This window comes from Pseudomonas sp. YNh (assembly GCF_037993085.1).
In the GTDB taxonomy this organism is placed as follows: Bacteria; Pseudomonadota; Gammaproteobacteria; order Pseudomonadales; family Pseudomonadaceae; genus Aquipseudomonas; species Aquipseudomonas putida.
On the sequence record NZ_JBBMRJ010000013.1, the window covers coordinates 40,750 to 64,631 of the forward strand.

The following is a 23,882-nucleotide window of genomic DNA, read 5'->3' on the forward strand; positions in this document are numbered from 1 at the left end:
TGGCCTGCACGCCACTCACCCCTGCTGGCTTGGGCACACCTTCAGCCGGTATTGCGCAGCCCGGCGGCAATACCCGCCACGGTCACCAGCAAGGCCTGCTCCAACGGGCTGTCCAGAGCGGCTTCGCGGCTGCGCGAGCGGGCCAGCAACTCGGCCTGCAGGCGGTGCAGCGGGTCCAGGTAGGTGTTGCGCAGGCTGATGAATTCCAGCGTCTCGGGGCTGTGCGCCAGTAGCACCTGCTGCCCGGTCAGCCCCAGTACCACCTGGCAAGACTGCGACAATAGGTCGCGCAGGTGTGCACCTAAAGGAAGCAAGTGCGGTTGCACCAGACGTTCGTCGTAGGCCTCGGCTATTTGCGCATCGGCCTTGGCCAGCACCATTTCCAGCATGTCGATGCGGGTACGGAAAAACGGCCACTGCTCGCGCATCTGTGCCAGCAACTCACTTTGGCCACGGGCCAAGGCATTGCTCAGCGCGGTTTCCCAGCCCAGCCAGGCCGGCAGCATCAGCCGGGTCTGGGTCCAGCCGAAGATCCATGGGATGGCCCGCAGGCTTTCGATCCCGCCTGCCCGGCGCTTGGCCGGGCGGCTGCCCAGCGGCAGGCGCCCCAGTTCCTGTTCTGGCGTCGACTGGCGGAAGTACTCGACGAAATCGGGGTTGTCGCGCACCACGCTGCGGTACGCCTTGACGCCATCAGCAGCCAACTGGTCCATCACCTCGCGCCAGGCCGGTTGCGGGGGCGGCGGTGGCAACAGCGTGGCTTCGAGCACAGCGGCCAGGTACAGGTTCAGGTTTTGCTCGGCGATGCCCGGCAAACCGAACTTGAAGCGGATCATTTCGCCCTGCTCGGTGGTGCGGAACCGCCCCGCCACCGAACCCGGTGGCTGCGACAGGATCGCTGCGTGGGCCGGGCCACCGCCGCGCCCTACCGTACCGCCCCGGCCGTGGAACAGCAGCAGTTCGACCTGGTGTTCGGCGCAGATGCGCACCAGGTTTTCCTGGGCCCGGTACTGCGCCCAGGCCGCCGCCGTGGTGCCAGCATCCTTGGCCGAGTCGGAGTAGCCGATCATCACTTCCTGCGGGCCGCGCAGCCCGGCCCGGTAACCCGGCAGGCCGAGCAGGCGCTGCATCACCGGCCCGGCGTTGTCCAGGTCAGCCAGGGTCTCGAACAGCGGTACCACACGCATGGGGCGGGTCAGGCCGGCTTCCTTGAGCAACAGTTGCACCGCCAGCACATCCGAAGCGGCACCGGCCATGGAAATGACATAGGAGCCCAGCGAGGCAGCGGGCGCGGCGGCGACTTCCCGGCAGGTGGCCAGCACCTCGGCGGTGTCTGCCTGCGGCCTGAAGTGCGCGGGCAACAGCGGGCGGCGGTTTTTCAGCTCGGCCTGAAGGAATTCGATGCGGCGATCTTCATCCCAGTCGGCATAGCGGCCCAGGCCCAGGTAGTCGGTGATTTCGGTCAGCGCGTCACGGTGGCGGGCAGCGTCCTGGCGCACGTCCAGGCGGCCCAGGAAAAGGCCGAAAGTGACGGCGCGGCGCAGGCAATCGAGCAACGGCCCTTCGGCGATAACGCCCATGCCGCATTCGTGCAGCGACTGATAGCACAGCTCCAGTGGCGCAATCAGGTCGCGGTTATCCACCAGCACCTCGGCGCTGGCCGGCTGGCTGCTGGTCAAAGCGGTATGCGCCCATGCACGCGTCGCCCGCAGGCGGTCGCGCAGTTGCTTGAGCACGGCGCGGTAGGGTTCGGCACTGTCGCCCACCCGTTCGCGCAACGCGTCACTGGCCTGCTGCATGGACAACTCGGCGGCCAGTGCATCGATGTCGCGCAGGAACAGGTCGGCGGCCATCCAGCGCGCCAGCAACAGCACTTCCCGGGTAACGGCGGCAGTCACATTGGGGTTGCCGTCACGGTCACCGCCCATCCACGAGGCAAAGCGAATTGGCGCGGCCTCCAGCGGCAGGCGCAAGCCGGTGGCATCCAGCAGGGCCTTGTCGACCTTGCGCAGGTGGCTGGGGATGGCGTGCCACAGCGAATGCTCGATCACCGCGAAGCCCCACTTGGCTTCGTCTACCGGCGTCGGCCGGGTGCGGCGGATTTCTTCGGTGTGCCAGGCCTCGGCAATCAGCCGGCGCAAGCGTTCACGCACCTGATGGCGTTCGTCCGGGGTCAGGTCACGGTGGTCCTGGGCAGCCAGCTGGCCGGCGATGGCGTCGTACTTCTGGATCAAGGTGCGACGGGCCACCTCGGTGGGGTGCGCCGTAAGCACCAATTGGATGTCGAGCTTGGCCAGTTGCCGGGCCAGGGCATCGTTGCTATGCCCGGCCTGCTTCAGGCGCGCCAGCAATTCGGGCAGCACACGGGCCTCGAAGGGTTCGGGCTGGCCGGCGTCGCGGCGGCGGATCAACTGGTACTGCTCCGCCATGTTGGCGAGGTTGAGGAACTGGTTGAAGGCCCTGGCGACGGGTAGCAAGTCTTTTTCGGCAAGGTCGGCCAGGGTCGAGGTCAATTGCTCGCCGGGGCCGCGGCGGTCGGCCTTGGCGCTGTGGCGGATGTCTTCGATTTTCTGCAAGAACGCATCGCCATGCTGCTGGCGAATGGTTTCGCCGAGCAGCTCACCCAACACATGGACATCTTCACGCAAACGCACATCGATATCAGTCATCGGCCCTCTCTCCGTCGCATCCCTTTCAGGCTCCACGCGATCCCTGTGGGAGCGGGCATGCCCGTGAACACCGGCGCAGCCGGTGCCAGGCACCGCGTTTTGATTCTTCGCGGGCATGCCCGCTCCCACAGGCACTGCATCTGCACTGAAGAGTGCCCCCAGCCGAACGCCAATGGCAAGCCGTGATCAGCCAAAGCAAACTAAAGTGAAAGCAAGCACTCCCATGCAATGCAGCCTTAGCAGGCGTCAACAGAGGTCATCATGAAAATCCGTGAACTCGCCCAGCACTGGGAACAGAATGCCGCCGGCACTCTCAGCCGCACGGGCCATGTATTGCACCTGGACCTGGAGTCCGAGGCGCGCCTGGCCGCGCTGATCGACATGTACCCCAAGCGGACCGCCGAGGAACTGCTCGGCGAACTGGTGGCGGCCGCCCTCGAAGAGCTGGAAGCCAGCTTCCCCTATGTGCAGGGTCACCAGGTCATCGCCACCGATGAAGAAGGTGACCCGCTGTACGAGGATGTCGGCTCTACTCCGCGCTTTCTGTCCCTCTCGCGACAGCACCTGCACAGCCTGAGCACCACCGACGACGATAGCGAAAGATAACCACCCGCCCCACCGTTCCGGGCCTCGGCAAGGCCCGGAATACCGCCTTTGCCTGCGAAAGTTCCAGTCAAATCGCGCTGACCGATCAGTCAGAAATAATTCCTCGTTCAGTGCACTTTTTTCTGAACCATTCCAAAAACGGTCGAGTCGGAGCCAATAGCCATCACGCTAAAACCCTGCACACCGCCCTCGTGCACCGTTCAGCTGAAGCGCGCGGTTTTGTCAGGGAATAAGCGATGGACTGCTACGGACATCGTCGTAATCAGGAGTGATCCAATGGAACTGACCACCATGAAGACCCGCACTAGCAAACTGTCATCCACTCATGTGCGCGGGTTCAAGCTGGCCGCGCTGGCCCTGGGCAGTAGCCTGGTCCTGGCCGGCTGTGCGGGCAACCCGCCTACCGAGCAGTATGCTGTCACCCAGTCCGCCGTGAACTCCGCCGTGAGCGCGGGTGGCACTGAGTTCGCCGCCGTGGAAATGAAAGCGGCCCAGGACAAGTTCAAGCAAGCCGAAATCGCCATGCACGACAAGAAGTACGACGAGGCCAAGCGCCTGGCCCAACAGGCCGAGTGGGACGCCCGCCTCGCCGAACGCAAGGCCCAGGCGGCCAAGGCCCAGAAGGCCGTGCAGGATGCCCGCCAGGGCGTTCAGGACGTACGTGAGGAAGGCCTGCGCAGCGCTCAGTGAGCCCTGCACCGCCAACCTTAGCCTTCGCACACGATCAAAGGATGAACACTATGCGCAATTACGTAATGATTCCCGCCCTGCTGGCCCTCAGCGTTGGTCTTGCTGCCTGCTCGCACGACCCTAACGCCAACCTGGAATCGGCCCGCACCAACTTCTCCTCGCTGCAGAGCGATCCGCAATCGAGCAAGGTCGCGGCACTGGAGACCAAGGACGCCCAGGACTGGCTGAACAAGGCCGACAAGGCCTACATGGACCGTGAAGACGAGAAGAAGGTCGACCAACTCGCCTACCTGACCAACCAGCGTGTTGAAGTGGCCAAGCAGACCATTGCCCTGCGCACCGCCGAAGGCGAGCTGAAAAACGCCTCGGCCCAACGCGCACAGGCCAAGCTGGATGCCCGCGACGCGCAGATCGCCAAGCTGCAGGACAGCCTCAACGCCAAGCAGACCGACCGCGGTACGCTGGTGACCTTTGGCGATGTGCTGTTCGACTTCAACAAGGCCGAGCTCAAGAGCAACGCCTACCCGAACGTCACCAAGCTGGCCCAGTTCCTCCAGGAAAACCCGGAGCGCAAGGTGATTGTCGAGGGCTACACCGACAGCGTCGGCTCGGCCAACTACAACCAGACCCTGTCCGAGCGCCGCGCCAACAGCGTACGCATGGCACTGGTACGTACCGGCGTAGACCCGGCGCGCATCGTCTCCCAGGGCTATGGCAAGGAGTACCCGGTAGCGGACAACGGCAGCAACTCGGGCCGTGCGCAAAACCGTCGCGTGGAGGTGACCATCTCCAACGACAACCAGCCAGTGGCACCCCGTTCGGGGAGCCAGGTTCAGCGGTAAGGCTGGCTAGCTGAAAAAAAAGCCCCGCGCTCGACGTGGGGCTTTTTTTTGCCTGTACCGGCCTCTTCGCGGCTAAAGCCGCTCCCACAGGTATTGCCCCCCCCCGAAACTGAAGCGGTCCCTGTGGGAGCGGCTTTAGCCGCGAATGGGCCGGAACAGGCGCTGAAAAGGTTGGCTCACTTCACCTGCTGCGGGGTTTCCTCGCCCATGCAGCGCACCGCACGCTTGCGGTTGTCCACCAGCACGCCGGTCAGGCCTTTCTGCTCGGTGTCGAACAACACCAGCACGCCATCGACGCACTGGGCCACTTGCGGCGCCGGGTCCAGCGAAACCTTGTAGTCCTCGCCCGGGATGGTCTTGAGCATGGTGAAGTCCTGCAGCAACAGGGCATCCTCGGGTTTGGCGAAATGCAGGTAACCGTAGTACCACAAGGCCCCCACCGTCACGATGATGCTGCCGACGCCGGTCAGGATCAGCGGGATGGCGTTGCGTTCTTCACTCATTGCTTGTTCTTCTCGTCAGGGAAATTGGGCACTTCGGCAAGCCGCCGCAGGCCGTTGAAATGGCTAGGGTCGTCGAGGAAACGCAGCATCACCTGGCGCCATGTGGGGTCGGCGAAGGTCTGCACGTGGCCACCGCGGGTCAGTTGCAGCACCCGCGGAGGTGGCGCGTGCTGGTACAGGCGAATACCGTTGTCCATCGGCACCAGGTTGTCGTCGATGCTGTGGAAGAACAGCTTGGGCGGGCTGCTCAGTTGCTCGATCGAACGGATTGCACTGTCGCCGTCCGGCACCAGCCACGACAGCGGCACCTGCAACGGCCAGGTCATCCACGACGTGCTGAGGGCAAAGCGCCCGACTGAACGGTAACTGGCCGGTACGCCATCGAACACCAGGGCACTGAAGCGCTCGCGCTGCTCGGGGTGGGCCGCCAGGTAATGAATGGCCATGGCGCCGCCAAGGCTTTGCCCCAGCAGCACCAGGGGCTTGCCCTTTACCTCGGGCGCCTGGTCCAGCCAGGCCATGGCGGCGGCGATATCTTCGTACACCTCTGGCAGGCTTGGCGCCCCCTGCGACAGGCCATAACCGCGGTAATCGATCATCAGCACCTGATAGCCCTGCTCCGGCAGCCAGTAGCTGCCACCCAGGTGCCCCGGCAGGTTGCCGCCGTTGCCGTGCAAGTGCAGTACCGTACCTTTGACCTCGACCCCGGCCTTGGCCGGCAACCACCAACCGTGCAGGCGGATGCCATCAGTTGTGGTCAACGTTACATCGCGGTACGCCAGCTTGGCCCGCTCAGGCGTAAAGGCCTGCCCACGCTCGGGGTAGAACAGCAGGCTGCTGCAGCCGCCAAGGCCCAACAGGACCAAGCCCAGGGCCAGCAGGCGGCAGCACTCAGAGAATGTTCGCGTAGTCGGCTTCAATACGGTCCAGGCTCAGGTGGTTGAGGAAGTTGGAGAAGCACATCCAGGCCGACAGCGCGTTAAGGTCGCGGAACTGCTCGGGCAAGTACTTGGGCGGCGCAACCAGGCCCTCCTCCACCAGCTGGCGCAAGGTACGCATGTCTTCCAGGGTGGTCTTGCCACAGAACAGCAACGGGATCTGTTCGAGCTTGCCCTTCTTCACGGCCAACTGAATGTAGTTGTAAACCATGATGAAGCCCTTGAGGTAGGACAAGTCCTTGGTGAATGGCAGGCCATTGGGCACCGAACCGCGGAACACCCGGCTGGCGTTGCTGTAGCTCTGTGCCATCTCGAAGCCTTGCCCACGGAAAAAATCGAACACCTGGAGGAAATCGGCGCCCTCCTCGACCATGTGGATGGCGCGAGTGCGGTTGGTGAGCTTGCGCAGCCGGCTGGGGTAGGAGGCGAAGGCAATCACTTCCATGAGGATGGCCAGGCCTTCCTGGGTCACCGTCGACGAGGGCGGGCCCTTGGCCAGGAAGGTGCAGATCGGCTGGTTCAGGCCATTGAGCGTGGTACCGACATGCACCAGCCCTTCGTGCACCTCCAGGGCGCGCACGTCGCGGGCATTGAACATGGCATCGGCGCGCACCTTGATGTAGTCGGCACCGGCCGCGGCATCGGCGACGATACCGTCGGACTCGAACACGCGGATGGTTTCCTCGGCCTCGCCGAACACCTTGTTCAGCCGGCGCTGGAGGATCTCCACCGCCTCTTTGGCGGTGAGGTTCTTCGGCTCGTCCTTCAGGTCGCCCCGGCCATCGATATTGTTGAGGTAATCCGACAGCATCAGACCGAGGTCGGCCAGGGTCGGGTCACCGGCATGGAAGGCGTCGGAGGCAGCGCCATACAGCTCCTGGGAGATCAGGCCGAAGTCCTCGGTACCGCGCGCTTCGAGCATGCGCACCACCATGCGGTACTCACGGCACATGCGCTTCATGATCTGCCCGACCGGGTTGAACTGACCTAGCTGGCGGATGATGTCACGCTCGATGCCCTGGAACTCGGCCTTCACCGCGCCGGAGTCGAACGATAGCGGGCGCGACTGGTAATAGGCACGGTCGACGGCCGGCGGCTCCTTGCCCTTGGCTTTGAGGAAGCCCTGACGAATGTTTTCGTCCCATTTAACCGCGTCCAGGACCCGGATCGGGGTCTGCGCCGCAACGATGCGGTCTGACAGGGCGCGGATGGTTTGCTGGTATTCGTCCACTGGGGACTCCTTATTGCAACAATGAGCCAAGCCTTGTGTTGCCTGTGCTGGCCTCTTCGCGGCTAAAGCCGCTCCCACAGGGACCGCACAGGTCTCAAGCCTGGTGCAGTACCTGTGGGAGCGGCTTTAGCCGCGAAGAGGCCGGCACAGGTAACTACTTGCCAGTCCGCTGGAACCGCGCCACTTCGACGAACAGGTCGGAGTTGGCCGGGTCGTCCAGGTACGCCAGCACCCGCGCCGAGGGGCTATCGATCAGCACGCCGTCGCCGTTGTCTTCAGGCACCTCGGTGCTGCGCCCGGTCAGTTCCTTCTTGTCCACCGCCTGCTGCACCTGCTCGACATCCAGGTTGTAGACCACCAGCTCCTTGCCCTCGACGATGTCGAAACCGCCGATCAGGAAGTTGCCTCCCAGGCGTTTGGGCACGCCGGCCGACAGGTACCAGCGGTTGCCGTGGCGCGACACGGTGAACACGTATTCCTCGGGGGCCTTGCCCTTGGCCGTGGCCACCGCCTTGTAGGCACCGCCGCCGCTGCGGCTGATGGTCAGCTTCAACGGCTCGCCCCAGGCGTCCTTGCTGCTCCACTTGCCGAGCAGCGCCTTGGGCGCCGCCTGGTTGCTGGGCAAGGGCTCATGGAAGGTCACCAGACAACCGCCCAGCAGCAGGAATGACAGAGTCAACAACACCACACGCCAGGCTTTCATCAGGTTCTCCTTGAAAAATCGGTCTCGGCTCAGGCCGATGCCAGCACCAGCTGCAGGTATCGGGTAAGCATAGCGAGCATCTGCCCATCGGCTTGCGCGTTCGCATCCTTGAGCAGGCCCTGATATTCCATCTGCTCGATAATCGCCGTCAACATCTGGGCGTCCTGTTCTGGTTGTCGCGACCCCACCACCTGCAGCAATTGACGGGTGCCGTGCAGCAGGATCTGCTCGTGGGCACGCACCAGCTCAGCCAGGCGTGGGCACAGCAGCGCCTCTTGGCGGAAGGCCTGTTCGGCCATCAGGAAGTCGCGGCGGTTCAGCAGTTGCCGCTGAACATAGTCGGCAGTCATGCGCGCCACTTCGTCAGCCAGCCGCGCCCGTGCCGCCGGGCTGCCGTCACCCTGGGCCAGCAACTGGCGCAGTACCACTTCGGTGTTGGCCCACAGCTTGGCCATGTAGGCGGCACTACGCTCGACATACTGGGCGAAGGTATCGGTGAGCAGGTCCTCGATGTCCTTGAAGTAGTAGGTGGTGGCCGACAGCGGCACAGCGGCCTCGGCGGCCACCGCACGGTGGCGCACACCGCGCACGCCATCGCGCACGACGATACGCATGGCGGCGTCGAGGATCAGCTGGCGGCGCTGTTCGCTGCCTTGGCGGGCAGTCTTGCGACCTTGGTATTGCACGTTTTCGGCGACGGCGGTAGCGATGCCGGCGGCGCCTTGATCAGGCATGGCGGGTGTCACAGGGCATACCTCACGGTTCAAGTCATCTGCGGCCTGCACTGGCCTCATCGCCGGCAAGCCAGCTCCCACGGGCCCGCACCATAGTCAGGACCTATGCAGCACCTGTGGGAGCTGGCTTGCCAGCGATGGAGCCAGTACAGACAACATAAAGCTTCAGGCAAGAAAAAGCCGCCTCGAAAGGCGGCTTGTTCAATTCACTCAGGCCTGTGGACGCATGTGCGGGAACAGGATCACGTCGCGGATCGACGGCGAGTTGGTCAGCAACATGACCAGGCGGTCGATGCCGATGCCTTCACCGGCGGTCGGCGGCATGCCGTACTCCAGCGCACGCACGAAGTCGGCGTCGTAGTGCATGGCTTCGTCGTCACCAGCGTCCTTCTCGGCCACCTGGGCCAGGAAGCGCTCGGCCTGGTCTTCGGCATCGTTGAGCTCGGAGTAGGCGTTGGCGATTTCGCGGCCACCGATGAACAGCTCGAAGCGGTCGGTAACGGCCGGGTTGTCGTCGTTGCGACGAGCCAGCGGCGACACTTCGAACGGGTACTCGGTGATGAAGTGAGGCTGCTCCAGCTTGTGCTCGACCAGCTCTTCGAAAATCATCACCTGCAGCTTGCCCAGGCCTTCGTGGCCCAGCACCTTGGCACCGGCCTTCTTGGCGATGTCGCGGGCGCGGTCAACGTCCTGCAGGTCGGCAGCGGTCAGTTCCGGGTTGTACTTGAGGATCGAGTCGAACACCGACAGGCGCACGAACGGCTCGCCGAAGTGGAACACCTTGTCGCCGTAAGGCACGTCGGTGCTGCCCAGTACCAACTGCGCCAGCTCGCGGAACAGTTCCTCGGTGAGGTCCATGTTGTCGTTGTAGTCGGCGTAGGCCTGGTAAAACTCGAGCATGGTGAATTCGGGGTTATGACGCGTCGAAACACCTTCGTTACGGAAGTTGCGGTTGATCTCGAACACTTTCTCAAAGCCACCCACCACCAGGCGCTTGAGGTACAGCTCCGGCGCGATACGCAGGAACATGGCCATGTCCAGGGCGTTGTGGTGGGTTTCGAACGGCTTGGCCGCCGCGCCGCCCGGGATGGTTTGCAGCATCGGCGTCTCGACTTCGAGGAAGTCACGCTCGGTGAGGAACTTGCGAATGTGCGAGATCACCTGCGAACGCACACGGAAGGTGTGGCGGGTTTCTTCGTTGACCATCAGGTCGACGTAACGCTGGCGGTAGCGCTGTTCGGTGTCGGTCAGGCCGTGGTGCTTGTCGGGCAGCGGGCGCAGCGACTTGGTCAGCAGGCGCACGTTGGTCATTTCGACGTACAGGTCACCCTTGCCGGAACGTGCCAGGGTGCCTTCGGCGCTGATGATGTCGCCCAGGTCCCAGGTCTTGACTGCGGCCAGGGTTTCTTCCGACAGGGTCTTGCGGTTGACGTAGACCTGGATGCGACCGGTCATGTCCTGGATAACCATGAACGAGCCACGGTTGAGCATGATACGGCCGGCAACCTTGACCGGAATCGCGGCTGCTTCCAGCTCTTCCTTGGTCTTGTCCGCGTACTGTTTCTGCAGGTCGTTGCAGTAGCTGTCGCGACGGAAGTCGTTGGGGAAGGCGTTGCCTTTGGCGCGCTCGGCGGCAAGTTTTTCCTTGCGCAGGGCGATCAGGGCATTTTCTTCCTGTTGCAGGTCTTGCGAGTCGGTCTTGAGGTCGCTCATGTCGTCACATCTTCCATCAGGGAATTCATTGCCCTCGCCCGCAGGCGAGGGTCTTTCAGCAGGAGTGAAGCTTACAGGCCCTGTTTCAGGCTGGCTTCCAGGTATTCGTCGATATCACCGTCGAGCACCTTGTTGCAGTCGCTGCGTTCAACGTTGGTACGCAGGTCCTTGATCCGCGACGCGTCGAGCACGTACGAGCGGATCTGGTGACCCCAGCCGATGTCCGACTTGCTGTCTTCCAGCGCTTGCGAAGCGGCGTTGCGCTTCTGCATTTCCAGCTCGTACAACTTGGCCCGCAGCATTTTCATGGCGGTGTCCTTGTTGGCGTGCTGGGAGCGTTCGTTCTGGCAAGCCACCACGGTGTTGGTCGGCACGTGGGTGATACGTACCGCGGAGTCGGTGGTGTTCACGTGCTGACCACCGGCGCCCGAGGAGCGGTAGGTGTCGATACGCAGGTCGGACGGGTTGATGTCGATCTCGACCTTGTCGTCGATCTCGGGCGACACGAATACCGCCGAGAACGAGGTGTGACGACGGGCGCCGGAGTCGAACGGGCTCTTGCGCACCAGGCGGTGCACGCCGATCTCGGTGCGCAGCCAGCCAAAGGCGTACTCGCCCTTGATGTGCACGGTAGCGCCTTTGATGCCGGCGACTTCACCTTCGGAAAGCTCGATGATGGTGGCGTCGAAACCGCGCTTGTCGGCCCAGCGCAGGTACATGCGCAACAGAATGTTGGCCCAGTCCTGGGCTTCGGTGCCGCCGGAACCTGCCTGGATGTCCAGGTAGGCGTTGTTCATGTCCATCTCGCCGCTGAACATGCGGCGGAACTCAAGCTTCGCCAGGGCTTCTTCCAGGCGCTGCAGCTCGGCGGTCACGTCCTCGACAGCGGCTTCGTCTTTTTCTTCGACGGCCATGTCCAGCAAGTCGCGGCAGTCGTTCAGGCCACCGGACAGTTCATCCAGGGTTTCGACGATCTGCTTCAGGGCAGCGAGCTCGCGGCCCAGTTCCTGGGCGTATTCGGGCTTGTTCCAGACGTTTGGGTCTTCCAGCTCGCGATTGACTTCGATCAGGCGGTCATGCTTGTGATCGTAGTCAAAGATACCCCCGAATGGACTGGGAACGCTCGGTGAGGTCCTTGATGGTGTTCAGAATCGGTTGGATTTCCATGGGCGCGCGGCTCTCGTACGAATTCGGTGAAAAGCCCGCGAGTATAACCGAGTCCGCGGCACGGCGGCAGACCCGCCGGGCGGTCACATTCGCAGAACGTATCACCGCCCTTGCAAGAGCGGCCTTGCGCAGCCCATCGCGACACTAGGCCGCTCCTAAAAGGGGCCGTGCACCGTTTCTCAGGCGATGCCGACTTGGTTACGCCCGCTGTTCTTGGCCTGGTACAAGCCTTTGTCCGCCGCCGAAATCAGTTGCCGGCAGTGGCTGCCCACGGCCGGGGTATGGGTGGCCAGGCCGATGCTCACGGTCAGGTGCGAGTCGGCCACCGGGGCGCTGTGCGGGATGCCAAGGCCGAAAACGGTCTGACGCAGCTTTTCAGCCACCAGGCGTGCCCCGCCTGGCGAGGTGTTGGGCAGCACCAGGGCAAACTCCTCGCCGCCATAGCGGGCCGGCAGGTCGGTCGGCCGCGAGCATGAGCCACGAATCGCCTCGGCCACCTGGCGCAAGGCCTCGTCGCCGGCCAGGTGGCCGAAGCTGTCGTTGTAGGCCTTGAAATAGTCCACATCGATCATCAGCAACGACAACTGCTGCTGTTCACGCATGGCGCGCCGCCATTCCAGCTCCAGGTACTCGTCGAAGTGGCGGCGGTTGGACAGCCCGGTCAGGCCATCGGAGTTCATCAGCCGCTGCAGCATCAGGTTGGAGTCGAGCAACTGCTGCTGGCTGACGCGCAGGGCGCGGTAAGCCTCGTCGCGTTGCAGCAGGGTAAGGTAGGAGCGCGAATGGTAGCGAATGCGCGCTACCAGTTCGATGGTGTCCGGCAGCTTGACCAGGTAATCGTTGGCCCCGGCGGCAAACGCCGCGCTTTTGACCAGCGGGTCCTCCTTGGTCGACAGTACGATGATCGGGATGTCCTGGGTGGCCGGGTTGTTGCGGTATTCGCGTACCAGGGTCAAGCCGTCCAGGCCAGGCATGATCAGGTCCTGGAGGATGACCGTGGGCTTGATGCGCATGGCCTGGACCACCGCCTGGTGCGGGTCGGCACAGAAGTGGAAGTCGATGTTGTCTTCATTGGCCAGACCACGCCGCACCGCCTCGCCGATCATGGCCTGGTCGTCGACCAGCAGCACCATCGCAGAGTTTTCGTTGGTGGTGGCAAAACCTTCGATCGGTAAGTCATTCATACCTGTTCACCCGATCACTGCCGTTCTGGCGGCGTGATTCAATACATTTCGTCATTTTGCGAAAAAGTCCATCAAGCGCCCGGCGATGCGTTCCAGCGGGCGAATTTCCACTGCGGCATCGATTGCCGCGGCGGCCTTGGGCATGCCGTACACTGCGCTGCTGGCCTGGTCCTGGGCAATGGTCAGAAACCCCTGCTGACGCATCAGCTTCAGGCCCTGGGCGCCGTCGCGCCCCATGCCGGTGAGCAGCACGCCCACCGCATCGCCATTCCAGTAACGTGCCACGCTCTCGAAGAACACATCGATCGAGGGCCGGTAGATTTCATTGACAGGTTCGGCAGTGTAGGCCAGTTGGCCATTTTGTAGCAGGCGAATATGGTGGTTGGTGCCGGCCAGCAATACCTGGCCCGGCTGCGGCGGCTCGCCTTCACGGGCCAGACGCACCGGCAGGCCGGCTGCGCTGCTGAGCCACTCCGCCATGCCGGCAGCAAACACCTGGTCCACATGCTGGACCAGCACGATGGCCGCCGGAAACGCAGCAGGCAAGCCCTTGAGCAGCACTTCGAGGGCTGCCGGGCCACCCGCCGACGAACCGATCGCCACCAGCCCGCGACGCTGCGAGGCCTCACGCAGCGGTGTAGCCACCGGCCTTGCCGCTGGCGTGCGCTGCTGGCCGACCAGCCAGCCGATATTGAGGATTTTGCGCAGCAGTGGCGCCGCCGCTTCGCGGGCATCGCCAGCGCCCAGTGCCGGGGTGTCGACCACGTCGAGGGCGCCATGGCCCATGGCTTCGAACACCCGGTGCACGTTCTGCTTGCGGTCGACCGTGACGATGACGATGGCGCAGGGGGTTTCGGCCATGATCCGCCGCGTGGCCTCCACGCCGTCCATGACCGGCATGATCAGATCCATCAGGATCAGGTCCGGCAGTTGCTCGGCGCAACGCTGCACCGCCTCGGCGCCATTGCTGGCCACCCACACCACCTGGTGCGCAGGCTCCAGGGCGACCGCCCGACGCAGCGCCTCGACGGCCATAGGCATGTCATTGACGATGGCGATCTTCATCCCTGAGCACCTCCGATCAGCTCCACCACAGCATCCAGCAACGCATCGTCGTGGAAACTGGCCTTTGCCAAATAGTAGTCGGCGCCTGCATCCAGGCCACGCCGTCGGTCTTCCTCACGGTCCTTGTAGGACACCACCATCACCGGCAGCGACTGCAGGCGCTGATCGCGGCGTACCAGGGTCACCAGCTCGATGCCGTCCATTCGCGGCATATCGATGTCAGTGATCAGCAGGTCGAAGTCCTCGCTGCGCAGGGCGTTCCAGCCGTCCATGCCATCTACCGCCACCGCCACATCGTAGCCACGGTTGCCCAGCAGCTTGCGTTGCAGCTCGCGCACGGTCAGCGAATCGTCGACCACCAGGATGCGCTTGCGCACCACACCACGGGCGCCGCTGCTCCCGCGTTCGACGCGCTCCAGGCTGCCGGTACTGAGCAGTTTCTCCACCGAACGCAGCAGGTCTTCGACATCGACGATCAACACCACCGAGCCGTCATCGAGCAAGGCGCCGGAAGAAATGTCCTGCACCTTGCCCAGCCGTGGGTCGAGCGGCATCACCACCAGTACCCGCTCACCTATCAGCCGCTCCACGGCCACGCCGTACAGTTGCTCGCGCTCACGGATCACCACCACCCGCAGGCTGCCGTCTTGCGCCTGGCCGGCAGGCCGGTTCAACAACTGGCTGGCCGCCACCAGGCCGATAAGCCGGCCTTCGTGCCAGAAATGCTGACGCCCTTCGATCTGCACGATCTGCTCGGTGGTCACTTCCAGCGTGCGTTCGATGTGGGCAAGCGGGAAGGCATAGGCCTCGCCACCCACCTCGATCACCAGGCTGCGCACCACCGACAGGGTCAATGGCACCTGCAGATGGAAGCGACAGCCCTGACCCGCCACCTGGGTCAGCTCGATGGAGCCGCGTAGCTCGCGGATCATGTGTTGCACCGCATCCAGCCCCACGCCGCGCCCAGATACCTCGGTGACCTTGTCGCGCAGGCTAAAGCCGGGCAGGAAAAGGAACGTCAGCAGTTCTGCATCACTCATCCGCGCCACCGTGTCGGCAGGCGACAGGGCGCGCTCGACGATGCTGCTGCGCAAGCGCTCCAGGTCGATGCCGGCACCATCGTCGATCAGTTCCAGGCTGAGCATGCCGGCCTGGTGCGAGGCGCGCAGGCGAATCACGCCTTCCTCTGGCTTGCCCGCCAGCAGGCGACGCTCCGGCAGCTCGATGCCGTGGTCAACCGCGTTGCGCAGCAGGTGGGTCAACGGTGCTTCAAGCTTTTCCAGCACATCGCGGTCGACCTGGGTCTTTTCCCCCTCTACCGCCAGCTGTACCGGTTTGCCGAGCGAGCGGCCAAGGTCTCGGACCATACGGCTCTGGCCGGTCAGCACATCGGCGAACGGCCGCATTCGGCAGGCCAGCGCGGTGTCGTACAACAACTGTGCACGCTGGCTGGCCTGCCAGCCGAATTCGTCCAGATCGGCGGCCTGCTGCTGCAGGATCTGCTGGGTTTCGGCCAGCAGACGCTGGGTTTGTGCCAGGGCTTCGAGCACCTCGCTGCCCTGGCCACTGTCCTCCAACTGCATGCGCAGGCCATCAAGCGCCTGCATACCCTGGCCATGCATGCGCTTGAGCCGCTGCAAGGTGGCCAGGTAAGGTTTGAGCCGCTGGGTTTCCACCAGCGACTTGCTGGACAGGTCGAGCAGGCTGTTGAGGCGGTCGGCGGTGACCCGCAGCACCCGCTCGGCACCTTCGCCGCCGCGTTTGCCGGCCTTGCGGCGCGGGGCAGGTTCGGGGTCGGACTCCAAAGCATCAAGTGGCAACGCCACAGGCTCGGCTGGCAAGGTTGCCAGCGGCAAGTCTGGCAGCACGGGCACTGGCGGCGGCACGGCAGGCATGGCCACAGCCCCTGGGTCGAGCAGGCTGGCCATTTGCGCCAGGAAGACGGGCAGGGTCGCCTGCGCCCCGACGTCGCCCGGTGTGGCGATACGCATCAGCAGGTCGGTGCCTTGCAACAGCGCGTCGATGTGCTCGGCACTCAGGCGCAAGCGGCCCTCCTGTGCCGCCACCAGGCAGTCTTCCATGACGTGGGCGACGCTGACGCCGGCATCCACCCCAACGATGCGCGCCGCGCCCTTCAGCGAGTGGGCGGCGCGCATGCAAGCCTCAAGCTGGTCAGCCTGGGTAGGGTTGCGTTCCAGCGCCATCAGGCCGGCGCTGAGGACCTGGGTCTGCGCCTCTGCCTCCAGGCTGAACAGTTCGAGCAACGATGCGTCGCGCATTTGCTCTGGGGTCATGACAGGCTCCGCTGCACGGCAGACAGTAAGTGTTGATCGTCCAGCACCCGCACGCTGCGGCCGCGCCACTGCAGGACTGCGGCGGTAAAGCGCGTGGCGTCCTGGCCGCTGCCCAGCAGCAGTGGGTCTAGCCGGTGAATACCGTCGATTTCCTCAACGGCCATCACTACCGGCCCTCCCTCGGCCGCCAGAATCAGCATGCGTGGCATGGCCCGACCGCTGCGTTGCTCGGCGGTGTCGGCCTGCACACCCAGCAAGTCAGCCAGTGACAGGCACGGCACCAACGCACCGCGCACATTGGCAACCCCCTGCAGCAGCCGCGAGCGCTGATGCGGCAGCGAATGCACGGCCTGCATCGGGGCGATCTCGGCCAGGCTGGCGGTGGCCAGCGCCAGCCACTCTTCGCCCAGGCGGAACAGCAGCATGGAGCGGCCGGTGTTTTCCTCCACTGGCTGCGCCGGGGCAGCCTGGTGGTCCTGCATCAGCGCGTAGCGGTCAAGCAGCCGGGTGGCCGAAGCCGCATACACGTCGCAGTTTCGGCAGTGGACATGCCGCTCCAGCAGCGGGCACTGCTTGTCGCCGTGCACGCCAATGCGGTTCCAGCAGTCGTCGATGTGCGCGTCATCTTCGGCCAGCAGCTGCATCGCCATTTCACCCTTCATCGTTCAGGCTCCCTGCCAACCCGTGCAGCGCGGTCCTGCAGGCGCCGGGCACCGGCCAGGTCACCTTGGGACGCCAACAAGGCCGCCAGGTGTACCAGCGCCTCGGGGTGCTGCGGCTCCAGGTACAGGGCTTTGCGATAATGGGTCAGCGCCTGCTGCGCATCGCCTTCGGTATCACTGAGCAGCCCCAGCCAGTAGTACACCTGCGCCGACGGCGCGAACTGGCCCAGGTAGCGCTGGCATTCGGCACGCGCCTGCTCGCTGGCGCCAGCGTTGGCAAGCCGGGCGATGCTGGCCAGCAGCTCGCTCGCGCCCTCACGCGCATGCTCGCGGGCCGGCGCTGGCTTGGGCGCCATCGGCAATACACGCAGCGGGCGCGGCAGCGGCGCGCCGGGTGGCGGATAACTCGCCGTGGCCAGCGGCGGTAGGGTGCGCCGCGCGGGTTGCACGGGTGGCACTGCCAACGGGGCATTGCCACCCTCCTGGCGCACATAGGCAAACGACTGGGCGATCCCTAGCGGGCGCATGCCCAGCCGCGCCAGCAAGCTGCCTTCGGCCGGGCCGATGAACAGCACACCCTGCGGATGCAGCAGGCGCTTGAGCACCTCGAATACACGCTGCTGGGTCGGCACGTCAAAATAGATCAACAGGTTGCGACAGAACACGAAGTCGTACAGGCCGTCGCGGCTGGCCAGCGCGGGGTCGAGCACATTGCCCACCTGCAGGCTGACTTGCTGCTGCACCCGACCGTGCAGGCGGTGGCCTTCATCGAGGGCATCGAAGTAGCGCTCGCGAAAGCCCAGGTCGCTGCCGCGAAACGCATTGCGCCCATACACGGCCTGCCCGGCCTTGGTCACCGAGCTGGGGCTGATATCCATGCCATCGATCAGAAACGTCCCAGGCGCAATGCCCGCGTCGAGCAAGGCCATGGCCAGCGAATAGGGTTCCTCGCCGGTCGAGCATGGCAGGCTGAGCAGGCGCAGTGGGCGGGCCCCGGCCAGTTCGGCCAGGCGCTTGTGTGCCAGGCTGGCCAGGGCGGTAAAAGACTCCGGGTAACGGAAAAACCAGGTTTCCGGGACGATCACCGCCTCGATCAACGCCTGTTGCTCATCCGCCGACTGCTGCAGGCGCAGCCAGTAATGGTCCAGGTCGACGGCGCCCACGGCCACGCAACGCTGACGCAGCGCGCGCTCGACCATGGGCGCACCTACCGACTCAACGTCCAGGCCGATGCGCTCGCGCAAGAAGCGGAAGAAACGCTGTTCGTTCATGTCGGCATCCCTGTCGGCTCATCCCTGTACAGCAGGTGGTGCACGGCATCAGGCAGCAGATCGTTGACTTCGATGCGCTGCAGCAGGCCCTGCTCATCCTGGCGTACCGGGCCCAGATACGGGGCTTCGCCGCTGTCCACGCCATAAGGCTGGAACTCGTCCGGGTGGCAACGCAGGGTCTCGGTGGCCTGCTCCAGGATCAGGCCGAGTTGCAGGCTGCCACGATAATGCACCAGCACCAGTCGCGTACTGGTGCGCTGCGCCGCCGGCTGACCGAAACTCAGCGCGGCAAGGTCGATCACAGGAACCAGATGGCCACGATGGGCGAGGATGCCCGCGACCCAGGCAGGTGCCTGGGCAATCGGCTTGAGCGGCTGGCGCGGCAGCACCTCGATCACCTCGTGCACGCTCAGGGCAAAGCGCTGTTCCCTGAGGCGAAACTGCAGGTACAACGCGCCCTTGGCGTTGTGCGCGGATGCGGCGTGCGGTGGCAAGTCGTTCATCGCGTTCAGACTTTGAAACGCGACACGCCGCCACGCAGGCCGGCGGCCACCTGGCTCAATTCATCGATGGCAAAGCTGGCCTGTCGCAGCGACTCGACGGTCTGGGTACTGGCATCGCTGAGCTGCGCCAGCGCCTGGTTGATCTGCTCGGCACCGGTGGCCTGGGCCTGCATGCCTTCGTTGACCATCAGCACACGCGGCGCCAGGGCCTGCACCTGGTGAATGATCTGGCTGAGCTGCTCGCCCACCTGCTGCACCTCGAACATGCCGCGGCGCACTTCTTCGGAAAACTTGTCCATGCCCATGACCCCGGCAGACACCGCCGACTGGATTTCACGCACCATCTGCTCGATGTCGTAGGTGGCCACGGCGGTCTGGTCAGCCAGGCGGCGCACTTCGGTGGCTACCACGGCAAAGCCACGCCCGTACTCACCGGCCTTTTCCGCTTCGATGGCGGCGTTGAGCGACAGCAGGTTGGTCTGGTCGGCAACCTTGACGATGGTCACCACCATCTGGGTGATGTTGCTGGCCTTTTCGTTGAGGATGCCGAGTTTGGCGTTGACCAGATCCGCAGCGCCCATCACCTGGTGCATGGTCTCTTCCATCCGCGCCAGCCCCTGCTGGCCAGAGCCGGCGAGGCTGGAAGCCTGATCAGCGGCGGAGGTGACTTCGGTCATGGTGCGCACCAGATCACGCGAGGTGGCGGCAATTTCCCGTGAGGTGGCGCCGATTTCCGTGGTGGTGGCGGCGGTTTCGGTGGCGGTGGCCTGCTGTTGCTTGGACGTGGCGGCGATCTCGGTCACCGACGTGGTGACCTGCACCGACGAACGCTGGGCCTGGGCCACCAGGTTGGCCAGCGCCTCGGCCATTTCGTTGAAGCCACTTTCGATGGCGCCGAACTCGTCCTTGCGGTCCAGGCTCAGGCGCATGCTCAGGTCGCCGGAGCGCAGCCTGTCGAGGGCATGCACGATACGCTGCATGGGGGCGGTGATGGCACGCATCAGCAGCAGGCCACAAATGGCGGCCGCGACAATTGCCAGCAGCAGCGAAACCACCATGCTGCCTTTGGCCGTGCTGACGGCGCTGACGATCTCGCTGGTCGCGGAATCGGCAGACGCCCGATTGAATTCGATCACTTCATTCAGGTGCTTGCGCCCTTCCACCCAGGCCGGCGTCAGCACCTCCATGATCAGCCGTTCGGCTTCGGCGTAGTTGCGCTGGCGGTACGCATCCAGCACCTGATTGACGATCCTGAGGTAGTTCTCCTCCAGTTGCACGAAGCTCTCGAAGCGGGTCTGGTCGTCTTTGTCCTGGATGGTGGCCTGGTAGCTGGCCATGTGCTGTTTCAGCCTGTCTTCGAAGCTTTTGAACAGCTCCATGTCGGCCGAAGTGATTTCACGGTGGTTGGACAGGCCCACCAGTTGCTGGCTGGTGACGTAGCTGTCGACCCAGGCGCTGCGGATCATCGAGCTGTAGTAGACCCCGGGAATGCTGTCGGTCCCCACTGCCTCCTCGGCGGTTTCGATGGCCACCAACCGCGAGTAGGCGGCCACGATCATCAGCAGCATGATGGCGATGATCACGGCGAAACTTGCCAGGATCCGTTGGCGCAAGGTCCAGTTCTTCACATTCAGCCCTCAGGAATTCTCAACGAGCGGGAAAAATCGCTGAAGTATAGCCCAGAGGCCTTACACATTTTCGGGTGAAGTGAGGGGTAAACAGGCATCCCTGCTGATGGACATGCCACTGGGGCTGCTTGCAGCCCTTCGCGGGCACGCCCGCTCCCACAGGTTTCACCAAAAGACTGAAGGTTGCGCTGACCCTTGGGAGCGGGCGTGCCCGCGAAGGGCCGCACAGCGGCCCCACTGCGCTCAATCACTGGTCTGCGGCTATCCGTACCTGGCTTTCCAGCTCTCGGCGCAGGGCTGGGTCCAAACGCAGCTGGCGGGCCAGTTCGTCCAGGTAGGCACGCTCCATGAAGTTTTCCTGGTCGACCATCATCACGCTGGCCAGGTACATCTCGGCGGCCATTTCTGGTGTTTGCGCGGCGCGGGCCACTTCGGCCGGGTCAAGCGGTTTGTTCAGCTCGGCATGCAGCCAGTGCTGCAGTTCACGGTCGCTGTCCAGGCGGGTAAATTCGCCCTCGATCAGCGCCCGTTCGCGCTCGTCGATATGGCCATCGGACTTGGCCGCCGCTACCAGTGCCCGCAGCACCGCCTGGCTGTGCTGCTCGACCTGGGCAGGCGGCAGGCGGTCGACGGTTTGCGGTTCGGCTGCGGCCCCCTGCTGATTGGCCTGCCAGTTGCCGTAGGCTTTGTAGGCCAGCACACCCAGCGCAGCCAGGCCGCCGTAGGTCAGGGCCTTGCCGCCGTACTTGCGGGCTTTCTTGCTACCGAGCAGCAGGCCCAGGGCGCCCCCACCCAACAGGCCGCCACCGGCACCGGACAACAGCCCGCCAAGCCCACCGCCAGCGCTGCCGGACTTGTTGGCGCCCCCCTGTTTTTCGAGCATCTGCTGGCCGGATTTGAGGAGTTGATCAAGCAAGCCCCGAGTGTTCATTCATGTGTCTCCACGCAAGAAGATTCAACCGCCAGAGTAAGGCTTGGCAGAACGCACGCCATCGCGGATTTGCTTCCGGATGTTGCATTGGCTGGCAAAAAGCCAACTAGACTCGATATCGCCAATACCTCGCGCGATCGCACTACGCTTATAACAATTGCTTCACGGCTTGCTTGATGACTGCCCCGAACAAGATCTCCAAAAAGAGGGAACACCATGTCAGTGCACAAGACCGCATTGCTCGGCGCCATGACCGGTGCCGTGCTGGCCAGCGCCAGCCTGCAGGCTGCCGAACCGCCCAAGGCCCTGGGGCCCGGCGAGGGGCGCCTGGATATCGTTGCCTGGCCCGGCTACATCGAGCGCGGTGAAAGCGACAAGGCCTACGACTGGGTGACCGGCTTCGAGAAGGAAACCGGCTGCAAGGTCAGTGTGAAGACCGCCGCCACCTCGGACGAGATGGTCAGCCTGATGACCAAGGGCGGTTATGACCTGGTCACCGCCTCGGGCGATGCCTCGCTGCGGCTGATCGTGGGCAAGCGCGTGCAGCCGATCAACACCGCCCTGATCCCCAACTGGAAGAACATCGACCCGCGCCTGCAGAACGGTGGCTGGTACGTAGTCGACAAGCAGGTGTACGGCACCCCCTATCAGTGGGGGCCGAACGTGCTGCTGTACAACACCAACACATTCAAGCAGGCCCCTACCAGCTGGGGCGTGGTGTTCGAGCCGCAGAACCTGCCCGACGGCAAGCCGAACAAAGGCCGCGTCCAGGCCTACGACGGGCCGATCTACATCGCCGACGCGGCGCTGTACCTGAAGTCGACCAAGCCAGAACTGGGCATCAAGGACCCTTACGAGCTGAACGAGGAGCAATACCAGGCCGTGCTGGAACTGCTGCGCCAGCAGCAACCGCTGATCCACCGTTACTGGCATGACGCCACCGTGCAGATGAGCGACGTGAAGAACGAAGGCGTGGTCGCCTCCAGTTCCTGGGGCTACATGGTCAATGGCCTGAAGGCCGAGAACCAGCCGGTGGCCTCGACCATTCCCAAGGAAGGCGCAACCGGCTGGGCCGACACCACCATGCTGCACAGCGAGGCCAAGCACCCCAACTGCGCCTACAAGTGGATGGACTGGTCGCTGCAACCTAAGGTGCAGGGTGACGTAGCGGCCTGGTTCGGTTCGTTGCCGGCGGTGCCGGCAGCGTGCACCGGCAGCGAACTGCTGGGCGCCGAGGGCTGCAAGACCAACGGGTTCGACAATTTCGACAAGATCGCCTTCTGGAAAACCCCGCAGGCCCAGGGGGGCAAGTTCGTGCCGTATAGCCGCTGGACCCAGGACTACATTGCGATCATGGGTGGGCGCTAAAAGTTACTTGGCCTGCATTGGCCCTATCGCCGGCAAGCCAGCTCCCACAGTGTCTGCAAAGGCCCCAGCCTTGTGCAGGACTGGTGGGAGCTGGCTTGCCGGCGACAGGGCCAGGGCAGGCAATACATAGACAACTGAGTACAGCCTATGCCCCTAGCCGTCCAGTTCACCCAGGTTTCCCGCACCTTCGGCGAGGTCAAGGCTGTCGATCAGGTCAGCATCGACATCATCGATGGCGAATTCTTCTCGATGCTCGGCCCTTCCGGCTCGGGCAAGACCACCTGCCTGCGCCTGATCGCCGGCTTCGAACAACCCACCAGCGGTTCAATCCGTATCCACGGTATCGAAGCCACTGGCGTGCCGCCCTACCAGCGCGACGTCAACACCGTGTTCCAGGACTACGCGCTGTTCCCGCACATGAACGTGCTGGACAACATCGCTTATGGCCTGAAAGTGAAAGGTGTGGCCAAGGCCGAGCGCCACGGCCGCGCCGAAGAAGCCCTGGCCATGGTGGCCCTGGCCGGATATGGCGCGCGCAAGCCGGCGCAGCTGTCCGGCGGCCAGCGCCAGCGCGTGGCCCTGGCCCGCGCCTTGGTCAACCGGCCACGGGTATTGCTGCTGGATGAACCCTTGGGCGCGCTGGACCTGAAGTTGCGCGAACAGATGCAGGGCGAGCTGAAAAAACTGCAGCGCCAACTGGGCATCACCTTCATCTTCGTCACCCACGACCAGACCGAGGCCCTGTCGATGTCCGACCGGGTCGCGGTGTTCAACCGCGGCCGTATCGAACAGGTCGACACCCCGCGCAACCTGTACATGAAGCCCGCTACCACCTTCGTCGCCGAATTCGTCGGCACCTCCAACGTGGTGCGTGGCGAGCTGGCCATGCAGCTCAACGGCAGCCCGGCGCCCTTCTCCATCCGCCCCGAGCACATCCGCCTGGGCGAGCCGGTGGTGACCAGCCATGAAGTGCAGGTCAGCGGCTTGTTGCGCGATGTCCAGTATCAGGGCAGCGCCACACGCTTCGAGCTGCAACTGGAAAGCGGCCAGCTGTTGGCGGTGAGCCAGGCCAACGACCGCTGGCAAGCGCAGCCCCAAGTGTGGCAGCCCGGGCAACGGGTGCTGGCACATTGGCCCCGCGAGGCCATGACGGTGCTGCAGGAAACCGAGGCCCGCTGAC

Annotated in this window: 21 protein-coding genes; 5 read left to right on the forward strand and 16 right to left on the reverse strand. The window is 64.2% G+C overall.

Going from position 1 to position 23,882, the window contains the following annotated elements:
- Positions 1–41: 41 nt before the first annotated feature.
- Positions 42–2,669, reverse strand: a complete 2,628-nt coding sequence (gene ppc / locus WF331_RS15215) for a phosphoenolpyruvate carboxylase (RefSeq protein ID WP_340623057.1) — start codon at positions 2,667–2,669, stop codon at positions 42–44.
- Positions 2,670–2,930: 261 nt separating this feature from the next.
- Here ppc and WF331_RS15220 point away from each other — a divergent pair, with 261 nt between their 5' ends.
- The 3 genes from WF331_RS15220 (at position 2,931) to WF331_RS15230 (ending at position 4,807) form a co-directional block, all read left to right on the forward strand.
- Positions 2,931–3,275: a hypothetical protein gene (locus WF331_RS15220; protein ID WP_016501195.1), complete on the forward strand. Its 345-nt coding sequence runs from the start codon at positions 2,931–2,933 to the stop codon at positions 3,273–3,275.
- A 276-nt stretch (positions 3,276–3,551) separates the two neighbouring features.
- Complete coding sequence (locus WF331_RS15225; RefSeq protein WP_014592166.1) at positions 3,552–3,965, forward strand: DUF4398 domain-containing protein; 414 nt, start codon at positions 3,552–3,554, stop codon at positions 3,963–3,965.
- Between the two features lie 50 nt (positions 3,966–4,015).
- Complete coding sequence (locus WF331_RS15230; protein WP_340623058.1) at positions 4,016–4,807, forward strand: OmpA family protein; 792 nt, start codon at positions 4,016–4,018, stop codon at positions 4,805–4,807.
- Between the two features lie 176 nt (positions 4,808–4,983).
- Here the strand turns inward: WF331_RS15230 and WF331_RS15235 are convergent, their stop codons facing one another.
- The 15 genes from WF331_RS15235 to WF331_RS15305 form a co-directional block, all read right to left on the reverse strand.
- On the reverse strand, positions 4,984–5,310 hold the full coding sequence (locus tag WF331_RS15235; RefSeq protein WP_016501197.1) for a hypothetical protein: 327 nt from the start codon (positions 5,308–5,310) through the stop codon (positions 4,984–4,986).
- Positions 5,307–6,230 (reverse strand): alpha/beta hydrolase, encoded by a 924-nt coding sequence (locus WF331_RS15240; RefSeq protein ID WP_041167854.1) that lies wholly within the window; start codon positions 6,228–6,230, stop codon positions 5,307–5,309. Before WF331_RS15240 ends, WF331_RS15235 begins: the two co-directional genes overlap by 4 nt.
- A complete protein-coding gene (locus WF331_RS15245) occupies positions 6,202–7,479 on the reverse strand; it encodes a flavohemoglobin expression-modulating QEGLA motif protein (RefSeq protein WP_016501199.1) in 1,278 nt (425 codons plus the stop codon). The genes WF331_RS15240 and WF331_RS15245 overlap by 29 nt, the downstream gene beginning before the upstream one ends.
- A gap of 154 nt (positions 7,480–7,633) precedes the next feature.
- A complete protein-coding gene (locus WF331_RS15250; protein WP_016485172.1) occupies positions 7,634–8,182 on the reverse strand; it encodes a hypothetical protein in 549 nt (182 codons plus the stop codon).
- Positions 8,183–8,211: 29 nt separating this feature from the next.
- Positions 8,212–8,916 carry a TetR/AcrR family transcriptional regulator gene (locus WF331_RS15255; protein ID WP_041167855.1) on the reverse strand — a complete coding sequence of 235 codons (705 nt, stop codon included), beginning with the start codon at positions 8,914–8,916 and terminating at the stop codon, positions 8,212–8,214.
- Positions 8,917–9,126: 210 nt separating this feature from the next.
- On the reverse strand, positions 9,127–10,629 hold the full coding sequence (gene lysS, locus WF331_RS15260; protein WP_016501201.1) for a lysine--tRNA ligase: 1,503 nt from the start codon (positions 10,627–10,629) through the stop codon (positions 9,127–9,129).
- 71 nt (positions 10,630–10,700) lie between these two features.
- Positions 10,701–11,796 (reverse strand): peptide chain release factor 2 gene (gene prfB / locus WF331_RS15265; RefSeq protein WP_114942480.1). Its coding sequence is split into 2 segments (ribosomal slippage): positions 10,701–11,723 and positions 11,725–11,796, totalling 1,095 coding nucleotides; the frame shifts between segments, so codons are not numbered across the junction.
- Positions 11,797–11,975: 179 nt separating this feature from the next.
- Positions 11,976–12,980, reverse strand: coding sequence for a Wsp signal transduction system regulator diguanylate cyclase WspR (wspR, locus tag WF331_RS15270; protein ID WP_016501204.1), 1,005 nt, complete (start codon positions 12,978–12,980; stop codon positions 11,976–11,978).
- Between the two features lie 51 nt (positions 12,981–13,031).
- On the reverse strand, positions 13,032–14,045 hold the full coding sequence (wspF, locus tag WF331_RS15275) for a Wsp signal transduction system protein-glutamate methylesterase WspF (RefSeq protein WP_016501205.1): 1,014 nt from the start codon (positions 14,043–14,045) through the stop codon (positions 13,032–13,034).
- Positions 14,042–16,339 (reverse strand): hybrid sensor histidine kinase/response regulator, encoded by a 2,298-nt coding sequence (locus WF331_RS15280; protein WP_016501206.1) that lies wholly within the window; start codon positions 16,337–16,339, stop codon positions 14,042–14,044. Before WF331_RS15280 ends, wspF begins: the two co-directional genes overlap by 4 nt.
- Positions 16,336–17,001: a chemotaxis protein CheW gene (locus tag WF331_RS15285; protein ID WP_016501207.1), complete on the reverse strand. Its 666-nt coding sequence runs from the start codon at positions 16,999–17,001 to the stop codon at positions 16,336–16,338. The genes WF331_RS15280 and WF331_RS15285 overlap by 4 nt, the downstream gene beginning before the upstream one ends.
- Positions 16,998–18,272, reverse strand: coding sequence for a CheR family methyltransferase (locus tag WF331_RS15290; RefSeq protein ID WP_016501208.1), 1,275 nt, complete (start codon positions 18,270–18,272; stop codon positions 16,998–17,000). Before WF331_RS15290 ends, WF331_RS15285 begins: the two co-directional genes overlap by 4 nt.
- Entirely contained in the window at positions 18,269–18,775 is a 507-nt protein-coding gene (locus tag WF331_RS15295) for a chemotaxis protein CheW (RefSeq protein ID WP_016501209.1), read from the reverse strand. The genes WF331_RS15290 and WF331_RS15295 overlap by 4 nt, the downstream gene beginning before the upstream one ends.
- A 5-nt stretch (positions 18,776–18,780) precedes the next feature.
- Entirely contained in the window at positions 18,781–20,403 is a 1,623-nt protein-coding gene (locus tag WF331_RS15300; protein WP_016501210.1) for a methyl-accepting chemotaxis protein, read from the reverse strand.
- 247 nt (positions 20,404–20,650) lie between these two features.
- Positions 20,651–21,334: a tellurite resistance TerB family protein gene (locus WF331_RS15305; protein ID WP_016501211.1), complete on the reverse strand. Its 684-nt coding sequence runs from the start codon at positions 21,332–21,334 to the stop codon at positions 20,651–20,653.
- A gap of 216 nt (positions 21,335–21,550) precedes the next feature.
- Here WF331_RS15305 and ydcS point away from each other — a divergent pair, with 216 nt between their 5' ends.
- Together ydcS and WF331_RS15315 are read left to right on the forward strand one after the other, a co-directional pair.
- The gene (gene ydcS / locus WF331_RS15310; protein ID WP_016501212.1) at positions 21,551–22,702 is read left to right on the forward strand and encodes a putative ABC transporter substrate-binding protein YdcS; all 1,152 of its coding nucleotides are present in this window, start codon (positions 21,551–21,553) and stop codon (positions 22,700–22,702) included.
- A 147-nt stretch (positions 22,703–22,849) separates the two neighbouring features.
- A complete protein-coding gene (locus WF331_RS15315; protein WP_016501213.1) occupies positions 22,850–23,881 on the forward strand; it encodes an ABC transporter ATP-binding protein in 1,032 nt (343 codons plus the stop codon).
- Position 23,882 lies beyond the last annotated feature (1 nt).